Annotated in this window: 5 protein-coding genes and 1 pseudogene; all 6 read left to right on the top strand. The window is 62.3% G+C overall.

The features are described from left to right. Positions 1 to 71: 71 nt before the first annotated feature. Positions 72 to 2,663, top strand: coding sequence for a leucine--tRNA ligase (gene leuS, locus ABIE53_RS17390; protein WP_006051903.1), 2,592 nt, complete (start codon positions 72 to 74; stop codon positions 2,661 to 2,663). A 91-nt stretch (positions 2,664 to 2,754) separates the two neighbouring features. Beyond that, entirely contained in the window at positions 2,755 to 3,309 is a 555-nt protein-coding gene (locus ABIE53_RS17385; RefSeq protein WP_029971464.1) for an LPS-assembly lipoprotein LptE, read from the top strand. 39 nt (positions 3,310 to 3,348) lie between these two features. Continuing rightward, the gene (gene holA / locus ABIE53_RS17380) at positions 3,349 to 4,470 is read left to right on the top strand and encodes a DNA polymerase III subunit delta (protein WP_006051905.1); all 1,122 of its coding nucleotides are present in this window, start codon (positions 3,349 to 3,351) and stop codon (positions 4,468 to 4,470) included. 242 nt (positions 4,471 to 4,712) lie between these two features. Next, positions 4,713 to 5,984 (top strand): glutamate-5-semialdehyde dehydrogenase, encoded by a 1,272-nt coding sequence (locus ABIE53_RS17375; protein ID WP_006051906.1) that lies wholly within the window; start codon positions 4,713 to 4,715, stop codon positions 5,982 to 5,984. Between the two features lie 152 nt (positions 5,985 to 6,136). Further along, the gene (locus tag ABIE53_RS17370) at positions 6,137 to 6,553 is read left to right on the top strand and encodes a CopD family protein (RefSeq protein ID WP_006051907.1); all 417 of its coding nucleotides are present in this window, start codon (positions 6,137 to 6,139) and stop codon (positions 6,551 to 6,553) included. A gap of 1,104 nt (positions 6,554 to 7,657) precedes the next feature. Then, positions 7,658 to 12,046: pseudogene (locus tag ABIE53_RS17365) on the top strand (ESPR-type extended signal peptide-containing protein); the annotation flags it as partial. Positions 12,047 to 12,109: the final 63 nt, after the last annotated feature.

Here is a 12,109-nt window from a genome sequence, read left to right as displayed (position 1 = left end):
TCATCCAGCAAAAGCACCAAAGCAGCATAGCGGCCGGTGCGGAAGCACCGAACCCAGCGACCCATCACACCATGCACGAAAAATACGTTCCCTCCGACGTCGAATCCGCCGCGCAAGGGCAATGGCGCGCCATCGACGCGTACAAGACGACGGAAACCACCGACAAGCCCAAGTTCTATTGCGTCTCGATGCTGCCGTATCCGTCGGGCAAGCTGCACATGGGGCACGTGCGCAACTACACGATCAACGACGTGATGTACCGCTATCTGCGGATGAACGGCTACAACGTGCTGATGCCGATGGGCTGGGACGCGTTCGGCATGCCTGCGGAAAATGCCGCGATGGCCAACAATGTGCCGCCGGCCAAGTGGACCTACGACAACATCGCTTACATGAAGAAGCAGATGCAGTCGATGGGTCTCGCGATCGACTGGTCGCGCGAAGTCGCCACCTGCAGCCCCGACTACTACAAGTGGAACCAGTGGCTGTTCCTGAAGATGCTGGAAAAGGGCATCGCGTACAAGAAAACCGGCACCGTCAACTGGGACCCCGTCGATCAAACCGTGCTCGCGAACGAGCAGGTGATCGACGGCCGCGGCTGGCGCTCGGGCGCGCTCGTCGAAAAGCGCGAAATCCCGATGTACTACATGCGCATCACGCAGTACGCGGACGAACTGCTGAACGATCTCGAAGGTCTCGGCTGGCCCGAGCGCGTGAAGATCATGCAGCAGAACTGGATTGGCAAGAGCTTCGGCGTGAACTTTGGCTTCCCGTATGAAATCGACGGCGAACAGAAGCTGCTGCGCGTGTTCACCACGCGCGCCGACACGATCATGGGCGTGACGTTCTGCGCGATCGCCGCCGAGCATCCGCTCGCCACGCGCCTCCTGAAAGACAAGCCGGAACTGCAGGCTTTCATCGACGAATGCAAGCGCGGCGGCGTTGCCGAAGCCGACGTCGCGACGATGGAAAAGAAGGGCATGGCCACCGGCTTCTACGTCACGCATCCGCTGACGCAGGAACGGGTCGAAGTGTGGATCGGCAACTACGTGCTGATGAGCTACGGCGAAGGCGCGGTGATGGGCGTGCCGGCGCACGACGAGCGCGACTTCGCGTTTGCGAAGAAGTACGGTCTGCCGATCAAGCAGGTGGTGGCGGTCGAAGGCAAGGAATTTTCGACAGACGCGTGGGAAGAATGGTACGGCGAGAAGACGGGCACGCTCGTCAACAGCGGCAAGTACGACGGCCTCGATTACGAACAGGCGGTGGACGCGATCGCCGCCGACCTGAAAGCGCTCAGCCTCGGCGACAAGCAGATCACGTGGCGTCTGCGTGACTGGGGCGTGTCGCGCCAGCGCTATTGGGGCACGCCGATTCCGATCATCCATTGCCCGAAGTGCGGCGACGTGCCGGTGCCGGAAAAAGATCTGCCGGTCGTGCTGCCTGAAGACCTCGTGCCGGACGGCACGGGTAATCCGCTCGCGAAGTCCGAAGCGTTCGTGAACTGCGCCTGCCCGACTTGCGGCGGCGCGGCCAAACGCGAAACCGACACGATGGACACGTTCGTCGATTCGTCGTGGTACTTCTACCGCTACGCGTCGCCGGATGCGAAGACGATGGTCGACGAGCGCACCGATTACTGGGCGCCGATGGACCAGTACATCGGCGGTATCGAGCACGCGATTCTGCACCTGTTGTACTCGCGCTTCTGGGCCAAGGTGATGCGCGACCTGGGTCTCGTCAAGTTCGGCGAGCCGGCCAGGAACCTGCTCACGCAGGGCATGGTGCTCAACGAAACGTACTATCGCGAAGACGCGACGGGCAAGAAGACCTGGTACAACCCGGCAGACGTGACCGTCTCGTTCGACGACAAGGGCCGCCCGGTCGGCGCCGTGCTGAACTCGGACGGCGAGCCGGTCGTGCTCGGCGGCGTCGAGAAAATGTCGAAGTCGAAGAACAACGGCGTCGATCCGCAATCGCTGATCGATCAGCACGGCGCGGACACCGCGCGTCTGTTCGTCATGTTTGCCGCGCCGCCCGAGCAGCAGCTCGAATGGTCGGGCTCGGGCGTGGAAGGCGCGAGCCGCTTCCTGCGCCGCGTCTGGAATTTCGCTCAGGCGAACGAAGCCGCGTTGCGCGCGGGCGGGCAGTTCGACGCCGCGCAACTCGGCGACGCCGACAAACTGCTGCGCCGCGAAGTCTATAGCGTGCTGAAGCAGGCCGACTTCGACTACCAGCGTCTGCAGTACAACACGGTCGTGTCGGCCGCGATGAAGATGCTCAACGCGCTCGACAGCGCGAAGGGCGCGCTGCCGGGCGTACTGCGCGAAACGTACAGCGTGATGCTGCGTGTGCTGTATCCGGTCGTGCCGCACCTGACGTTCCAGCTCTGGCAGGAACTCGGTTATGCCGACGAATTCGGTTCGCTGCTCGACGCGCCGTGGCCGAAGGTCGACGAAAAAGCGCTCGAGCAATCGGAGATCGAACTCGTGCTGCAGGTGAACGGCAAGGTGCGCGGCGCGCTGACGGTGGCGAAAGACGCGTCGCGTGAATCGATCGAACAGCTCGCGGCCGCGCATGAAATGGTCGCGAAGTTCAGCGAAGGCAAGGCGCCGAAGAAGATCGTCGTCGTGCCGGGCCGTCTCGTGAACGTGGTCGTTTGACGACACAGCAACACCTGCCGGCCGGCAACGCGCCGCCTCGCGCGGCGTCGTTTGCCGAGCGCCGGGAATCCACTGCGAACCAGGAGCCAATGTGACTCGCAGATCGCTTTTTGTAACGCTGGCTTGCAGCGTATTGATGTTGTCCGCATGCGGCTTCCAGTTGCGCGGTCAGCAGGACTATGCGTTCAAACGCCTCTTCATCGCGGGCGGCTCGCCGGCCGCGGGCGCGCGGCTCACGCGCATGGTGCAGGGCGGCAGCGACACGGTGGTGGTGAAGTCGGTTGCCAACGCGGACGCGACGTTGCAAATCACCGAAAGCCGCGGCACGAGCACGCTGACGCTGAATTCGCTGGGCGTCGTCTCCGAGTATCAATTGAACCTTGCGATGAACTACACGCTGATCGGCAAGGACGGCACCGTGCTGATTCCGCCGAGCGTGATCGCGCTGAACCGCGCGATGACCTATAGCGACAAGTACTCGCAGGCGAAGACCGCCGAGTCGGAAATCCTTTTTGCCGACATGGAAAACGACGCGATCGACCAGCTCACGCGACGTCTGTCGAGCGTGCGTTCGATGCATCCGGCGCCGGGCGAGCAGGTGCCGGGCGTCGTGCCGCGCGCGCCGTTGCCGCCGCCGCCGCTGTGAGCGGCGGGCACGTCGACCTGACCGGACATCAGCATAGCCATGCAACTGCGACTTGACGCGCTCGAAGCGCATCTGGCCAAGGGACTCGCCGGACTGTACGTCGTGTACGGCGACGAGCATCTGCTCGCGCAGGAAGCGTGCGACCGGATTCGCGCGGCGGCTCGCGCGGCCGGCTTTACCGACCGCTCGGTCTTCACCGTCGAGCGCAGTTTCGACTGGAGTTCGTTGCTCGGCGCGAGCCAGTCCATGTCGCTGTTCGGCGACCGTCAACTGGTCGAATTGCGCATTCCGTCGGGCAAGCCCGGCAAGGAAGGCGCCGAAGCGCTGAAGGCGCTCGCGGGCTCCGTCAACGACGACGTGCTGACCATGATCACGCTGCCGCGGCTCGACGCGGCCACGCAAAAATCGGCGTGGTTCACGGCGCTCGCCGACGCGGGCGTCGCGTTGAAGATCGATCCCGTCGAGCGCGCGCAATTGCCGAACTGGGTCGGCCAGCGGCTCGCGGCGCAGGGTCAGCGGGTGGCCGCGGGCGAGGAAGGGCGGCGCGCGTTGGCGTTTATCGCGGAGCGTGTCGAAGGCAATCTGCTCGCCGCGCATCAGGAAATCCAGAAGCTCGGGCTGCTGTATCCGGCGGGTTCGTTGAGCTTCGAACAGATACACGACGCGGTGCTGAACGTCGCGCGTTACGACGTCTTCAAGCTGAACGAGGCGATGCTTGCCGGCGACGTCGGCCGCTTGTCGCGCATGCTCGACGGGCTGCGCGGCGAAGGCGAGGCGGCGGTGCTGGTGTTGTGGGCCGTCGTCGAGGAATTGCGCACGCTGCTGCGGATCAAGCGCGGCGTCGCGGCCGGCAAGCCGCTTGCCATGCTCGTGCGCGAAAACCGCGTGTGGGGTCCGCGCGAGCGCTTGATCGGGCCGGCATTGTCGCGTGTCACCGAGGCGGCGCTGGAAAAGGCGTTGGCGCTGGCGGCGCGGCTGGATCGGCAGGTGAAGGGATTGTCGGGCGGGACGCCGGGTAATCATCGCAACGATCCGCCGCCCGATCCGTGGGACGGGCTGTTCGAGCTTGCGATGGTGGTGGCGTCGCCGAGAACGTCTGCTGCGCCGCCGCCGCGACCTGCTCGGCGTGCGGCTGCGGCCGCGGTGCGCAGGCCGGCGTGAGTTTCGCTGGTGCTGTAGGCGGCGGGGTTTGAGGTGTCGCGGTGCTGAGCCAGTCAGCCGTACAGCGAGGCCGGACCGGCTCGGCTTGCCGTGCACCAGCAGTCTTGCGGATCTCAACCGCGCTAACCGCGCCCTCGCAAGCAAAGCGCCCTGGCCCGACTTACAATCGCTGGATCTTTCGCTAATCAGCTAATCAGCCTGCTCGCCGCGCGTCGGCGTGCCCGGCAATACGAGAATCATCCATGGATATCGACCAGTACATGACCGACCTCGGCCGGCGCGCGCGCCGGGCATCGCGTGCGATGGCGCGGGCGTCGACGGCTGCGAAGAACGCCGCCCTCGCGGCGGTGGCGGCGGGTATCGAGCGCGATGCCGCGTTGCTCAAGGAAGCCAACGCGCGCGACGTCGCACGCGCTCGCGATAAAGGTCACGACGCGGCTTTCATCGACCGTCTCACGCTGTCGGACAAGGCGCTCAGGACGATGGTCGAAGGTCTGCGCCAGGTCGCGGCGCTCGCCGATCCGATCGGCGAGATCAGCAATCTGAAGTACCGGCCGAGCGGCATCCAGGTCGGGCAGATGCGCGTGCCGCTCGGCGTGATCGGCATCATCTACGAATCGCGTCCTAACGTCACGATCGACGCCGCCGCGCTCTGCCTCAAATCGGGCAACGCGACGATTCTGCGCGGTGGTTCGGAAGCGCTCGAATGCAACACTGCGCTCGCGAAGCTGATCGGCGAGGCGCTCGAAGCGGCCGGTTTGCCGCAAGACGCCGTGCAGGTTGTTGCGACGTCGGACCGCGCCGCGGTCGGCAAACTGATCACGATGACCGAATACGTCGACGTGATCGTGCCGCGCGGCGGCAAGAGCCTGATCGAGCGGCTCATGAACGAAGCGCGGGTGCCGATGATCAAGCATCTGGACGGCATCTGCCACGTATACGTGGACGACCGCGCCGATCTTAAGAAGGCGCTGACCGTTTGCGATAACGCCAAGACGCACCGCTACGGCACCTGCAACACGATGGAGACGCTGCTGGTCGCGCGCGGCATTGCGTCCGACGTGCTGCCGCCGCTCGGCAAGCTGTATCGCGAGAAAAATGTCGAATTGCGCGTGGACGCGGCGGCGCGTGCTGTGCTGGCAGACGCGGGCGTGGGTCCGCTCGCCGACGCAACCGAAGAAGACTGGCGCACCGAATATCTCGCGCCGGTGCTCGCGATCAAGGTGGTCGACGATCTCGACGCCGCCATTGAGCACATCAACACGTACAGTTCGCAACATACCGACGCGATCGTCACGGAGGACCACGACCGCGCCATGCGCTTCCTGCGCGAAGTGGATTCGGCGAGCGTGATGGTGAACGCATCGACGCGTTTCGCCGACGGCTTCGAATTCGGTCTCGGCGCGGAAATCGGCATTTCCAACGACAAGCTCCACGCGCGCGGCCCGGTGGGGCTGGAAGGGTTGACGTCGCTGAAGTATGTCGTGCTTGGGCATGGCGAAGGCCGCCAGTAGGCGCCTGCACGATGGGAAGCGTGGCCGTGCAACGCGGCCACGCATGATTGTTTCAAATCCCGCGACCGCTGATCACTTTGCGTCGCGGCACAGGCCCGGCATGATCGTCGGCGCTCTCCACAATAACTCACACACCACCAAGGACTCCCACGATGCTCTGGATCAAGACGTTCCATATCGTTCTGATCGCTTCCTGGTTCGCCGGCCTGTTCTATTTGCCGCGCATTTTCGTCAATCTGGCGATGGAAACCGAACCCGCCGCGGTGAAGCGTCTGCTGATCATGGCGCGCAAACTGTTCCGCTTCATGTCGTTTATCGCGGTGCCGGCGCTCGCTTGCGGGCTGTGGTTGTGGCTTGTCGTCGGTATCGGACGAGGGCAGGGATGGCTTCACGCGAAGGTTGGCGTGGTCGTGCTGCTGGTGATTTACCACGCTTACTGCGGCGTGCTGCTGCGCACTTTCGAGCGCGGGGAAAACCGTCGCTCGGACAAGTGGTATCGGATGTTCAATGAACTGCCGGTGCTGGGGATGCTGGCCGCGGTCGCGTTGGTGGTGATCAAGCCGTTTTGAGAGGTACGCGGCTGTGAGACTTGCACAGGCTGTGCGGATGGTTGAAACGCCGGTCTGCTGATGCCGCTATGTGCGCGCTCCTGACCGTTGTGCAGAGCAGGCGCCGGACGGGCCGCAAGCCTTGGTCAAATCAGGGCATGAGCAGGCCCATTACAGGCCAAACGGCTCGGCTTTCCCGAGTTCCGTCACTGTCAACGGGAATCGACTGGACGTAACCGGCTTGCAGCACTCCGGCGTGATAGGCCGGAGCGGGCGTTTAGCGCGGATGGCTGGGAAGCGCAGGTCCGCGTAGAGGACGGCCGATGCGGCCGTGATTGTCACCGCAATTCAACGCTCCAGCTGCCATGGAAGCGTCGATCTTTAAAAGTAAATCAAACCGCCTCCGGTCAACTAACCACCGCCTCGCCGCGGTTTTTTTTCGCGCTCATCTGCGAATTCCGCCGTCTTTTATGTGGAGGCAAATTTGGCGGTTTAAAACTTGTGTTGGCCTGATGCCATCGAGGGCAAGCTCGTCATTGTTCTAGTGACGGCCGGAGTTATCAAATAAAGAAATAATAGAAATAAGACAAATCCTAAAAAGCGCTATTCCCGTGGTTTTTCGAATCTTAGGACTTTTCTGAATTTTAGTCCGTATATTTCCTGGCCGGGCCATCGCATAATCGCGCAATCGTCGGTCTGCCTCGTTCGTATTTCAAATTCGCGCGATGAGACAAGCGCTGCGGTCGCACGGGCAAAGCCCCGTCCACAGGCCGTGTTCCTCCAGATCGAACTGCATCGAATAAGAATAATCCTAAATAAAGTTCGATGCTTGCCTGCCTTAAAGCCACTTCTTTACAGAATTTCAAGGATCCGTGAGGTTCTGGCGCGAGTCGCGTTTCCTAGTATGTGACAGTCGACTGAGACCAATTAAGCATAGTCTGATTATCTCCAGAGTCGCTCAGTTTTATATTGAGATCTTCGCTGGAAGGATATTAAGACAGTCTCAAGTGCATAAGTGCGACGGTCAGATTGAATCCTTTTGGCAGCTCGTTGGCAGCGACGCACCACGTTAATCAGCACGGTGCCGCGCAGATCCCAGTCATCACGCCTTTACAGGATGAAATCGTGAACAAGTCGTACAAAACAGTTTGGAATGAGACTACCGGTACATATGTTGCAGCGCCGGAAGTGGCGAAGGGACGCGGGAAGAGCGGCCGCAAGGCACGTAGCATCAAGGCGCTAGGCGCAAGCGGAGTGCTGGTTGCTGCCGGGGTGGGATTGTCGGCGTTCGCACCATCCGCGATGGCGGGCTCGATCATCAATTGCGGGAATGCAATAAACTCTTATGCCAGCTTTAGCGCGGCCCAAGCTGGTGCATGGACGAACACGCAGCAGGCTGCGACATGCTTCAGCGGTAGCTCGAGCCTCGGCACTGGAGTAGTCCTTTCCGAAAACGGCAACTACTTCAGTCCTGACGGCACGAACGCCGCGATTCTCGTGGGCGCTTCCGGGAGCAACGCGACGGGAAAGGTCACGATCTACGGCCCGAGCGGCATTGCAATGATGAACCAGGTCGACATGACCAGTCACAAGATCGTGAACGTTGCAGCCGGTACCGTCAGCAGCATTAGCGGCGACGCGATCAACGGCAGCCAGCTCTACGCGGTGAGCGCTTCGGCGGCCAGCGCCATTGGCGGCGGTTCCACGGTTAGCTCGACGGGCGCGATTAGCGCACCTAGCTACGCGCTGACGAACGCAAATTCGATCGACGGTACGACGGGCGCGAAGACGGACATCGGCACGGCGTTCGGCACGGTGGATACGGCACTGGGCAAGCTGAACACCTCGATCACCAACATCAACAACGGCCAAGGTACACGCTATTTCAAGGTGACTGGGAACAACGACGGCACGGACGACGCCAAGGCGGGTGCATCAACATCATCATACGGCTCAATCGCCATTGGTCCGAAAGCTTTGTCGTGGACGTCTGGCATGGCGACGAACGACGCTATCGCCATAGGCGACTCAGCGTACGCGACGTACGTCGGAGATACCGCGATAGGCGGCTTCGCGACAGCCGGCGGAGGATCGTCGACGGCCATCGGTTACGGCGCATCGACGCTGAACGCCATATCCACGAACAACATGGTTGCTCTCGGCACCTCTGCTTCCGCTGGCGCCGCGAACTCGACCGCACTCGGCAGCTACGCGCTTACGTCTGGCGCGGGCGCAGTCGCCGTTGGCTACCTTGCAACAGCCACCACATCGAATTCGGTGGCGCTGGGCTCGAATTCGGTGGCGAACTCGGCCACGCTGGCGACGGCAGGCTTCACGCCCATCGGTGGCACGGCGATCTCGGCAGCCACGGCAACAGGTGGTGAAGTGTCGGTGGGCGCAGCAGGTGCAGAGCGTCGTGTCACGAACGTGGCAGCAGGTCTGAATGCCACGGACGCGGTGAACGTGAGCCAGTTGCAGTCGGAAGACGCGAAGGTGAACAACGTTTCGAACAACGTTTCGAACGTCGCGAACAACCTGGCGAACACGAACAACAACGTCGCGAACCTGAGCGGCAACGTCACCAACATCAACAACACGGTGAACAGCATCGTGAACGGTGGCGGCATCAAGTACTTCCACACGAACTCGACGCTGGCTGATTCGTCGGCTGCGGGCGTCGACAGCGTGGCGGTCGGACCGAACGCAATTGCTCGTGGTCAAGGCAGCATTGCGATCGGCCGGAACGCATCGATGGCGGCCGCCACACCCGCAGATGGAGCGATCGCGATTGGCGATGGCAGCTATACCGCTTACTCGCAGGATATGGCGCTCGGTCAGAACGCTACGGCCGGCGGTGGGGCCTCCATCGCGATAGGCGCACAGGCATCTACCGTTGCAGGTAGCGGTATAAACAACCAGGTTGCTGTGGGCACGGGGGCCACCAGTGGTGCTAACAATGCCACGGCGTTGGGTGGCCTTGCCACTGCTTCAACAGTCAACTCGGTGGCATTGGGTGCTAACTCGGTGGCGAACTCGAGCACGCTGGCGACGGCAGGCTTCACGCCGGTCGGTGGCACAGCAATCTCGGCAGCGACGGCAGCCGGCGGTGAAGTGTCGGTGGGCAAGGCAGGTGGTGAGCGTCGCATCACGAACGTCGCAGCAGGTCTGAACGCCACGGATGCAGTGAACGTAAGCCAGCTGCAGTCGGAAGACGCAAAGGTGAACAACGTCTCGAACAACGTTTCGAACGTCGCGAACAACCTCGCGAACACCAACAACAACGTTGCAAACCTGAGCGGCAACGTCACCAACATCAACAACACGGTGAACAACATCGTGAACGGTGGCGGCATCAAATATTTCCATGCCAATTCCTCTTTGGCGGACGCATCCGCGACGGGCTCGAACAGCGTTGCTGCCGGACCGGTTGCCGTGGCTAGCGGCGTCAGTTCGACCGCAATGGGCTGGGGAGCGCTCGCGTCAGGAACAAACTCATCCGCGTTTGGCGAGGCTGCCACCGCCGCTGCATACAATGGCGTGGCGGTTGGCGAAGGTGCGACATCCACCGTTAGTGGCACGACGTCGAACACCAACGGCTGGGGAGTTGCGATCGGTGGTAATGCGAATGCCGGCGCTCATGCAGCAGTCGCGGTAGGTCCTCACGCCAACGCGACGGCCAGTGAGGCTATCGCTATCGGCGACTATTCCAGCGCCACTGCAATAAATACTGTTGCGCTGGGGCAAGGCGCCTCGGCCGCAACCGTGAACTCGGTTGCGCTCGGCGCCGGGGCGGTGGCGAACTCGGCCACGTTGACGACGGCAGGCTTTACGCCGGTCGGCGGCACGGCGATCTCGGCAGCCACGGCAGCCGGCGGCGAAGTGTCGGTGGGCGCAGCAGGTGCAGAGCGTCGCATCACGAACGTCGCAGCCGGTCTGAATGCGACCGATGCCGTCAACGTGAGCCAGTTGCAGTCTGAAGACGCGAAGGTCAACAACGTCTCGAACAACGTGTCGAACGTCGCGAACAACCTGTCGAACACCAACAACAACGTTGCAAACCTGAGCGGCAACGTCACGAACATCAACAACACGGTGAACAACATCGTGAACGGTGGCGGCATCAAGTATTTCCACGCGAACTCGACGCTGGCTGATTCGTCGGCGACGGGCACGAACGCAGTCGCAATCGGCGGTGCAGCGTCGGCGACGACGGCGAACTCGGTAGCACTGGGCTCGAACTCGGTGGCGAACTCGGCCACGCTGGCGACGGCAGGTTTCACGCCGACGGGCGGTACGGCGATTTCCGCAGCGACGGCAGCCGGCGGCGAAGTGTCGGTGGGCAAGGCAGGTGCAGAGCGTCGCATCACGAACGTCGCAGCGGGTCTGAGCGCGACCGATGCAGTGAACGTGAGCCAGTTGCAGTCGGAAGACGCAAAGGTCAACAACGTTTCGAACAACCTGTCGAACACGAACAACAACGTCGCGAACCTGAGCGGTAACGTCACCAACATCAACAACACGGTGAATAACATCGTGAACGGTGGCGGCGTCAAGTACTTCCACGCCAACTCGACGCTGGCTGATTCGTCGGCAACGGGTACGAATGCTGTGGCAATCGGTGGTGCAGCCTCGGCAACGACGGCGAACTCGGTAGCACTGGGCTCGAACTCGGTGGCGAACTCGGCCACGCTGGCGACGGCAGGCTTCACGCCGGTCGGCGGCACGGCAATCTCGGCAGCCACGGCAGCCGGCGGCGAAGTGTCGGTGGGCGCGGCAGGTGCAGAGCGTCGTATCACGAACGTCGCAGCAGGTCTGAACGCGACCGATGCAGTGAACGTGAGCCAGCTGCAGTCGGAAGACGCAAAGGTGAACAACGTCTCGAACAACGTGTCGAACGTCGCGAACAACCTGGCGAACACCAACAACAACGTCGCGAACCTGAGCGGCAACGTCACCAACATCAACAACACGGTGAACAACATCGTGAATGGTGGCGGCATCAAGTACTTCCACGCTAACTCCACGCTGGCTGATTCGTCGGCAACGGGCACGAACGCGGTGGCAATCGGTGGTGCAGCGTCGGCGACGACGGCGAACTCGGTAGCACTGGGCTCGAACTCGGTGGCGAACTCGGCGACGCTGGCGACGGCAGGCTTCACGCCGACGGGTGGCACGGCGATCTCGGCAGGGACGGCTCTGGGCGGCGAAGTGTCGGTGGGCAAGGCAGGTGCAGAACGTCGCATCACGAACGTGGCAGCGGGTCTGAGCACGACCGATGCAGTGAACGTGAGCCAGTTGCAGTCGGAAGACGCAAAGGTCAACAACGTTTCGAACAACCTGTCGAACACCAACAACAACGTCGCGAACCTGAGCGGTAATGTCACCAACATGAACAACACGGTGAACAACATCGTGAACGGTGGCGGCGTCAAGTACTTCCACGCGAATTCGACGCTGGCGGATTCGTCGGCAACGGGTACGGACGCAGTGGCGATCGGTGGCAACGCTCAGGCGACGACGGCGAACTCGGTGGCCTTGGGCTCGAACTCGGTGGCGAACTCGGCGACGTTGACGACG

It is taken from the genome of Paraburkholderia sp. OAS925 (genome assembly GCF_040543975.1).
Classification (GTDB): Bacteria; Pseudomonadota; Gammaproteobacteria; order Burkholderiales; family Burkholderiaceae; genus Paraburkholderia; species Paraburkholderia graminis.
This window is presented reverse-complemented; position numbering and strand designations above follow the sequence as displayed.

Coding starts and splice junctions, on each gene's coding strand:
- leuS (WP_006051903.1), top strand. CDS start 72: ATGCACGAAAAATACGTTCCCTCCGACGTCGAATCCGCCGCGCAAGGG.
- holA (WP_006051905.1), top strand. CDS start 3,349: ATGCAACTGCGACTTGACGCGCTCGAAGCGCATCTGGCCAAGGGACTC.
- ABIE53_RS17375 (WP_006051906.1), top strand. CDS start 4,713: ATGGATATCGACCAGTACATGACCGACCTCGGCCGGCGCGCGCGCCGG.
- ABIE53_RS17370 (WP_006051907.1), top strand. CDS start 6,137: ATGCTCTGGATCAAGACGTTCCATATCGTTCTGATCGCTTCCTGGTTC.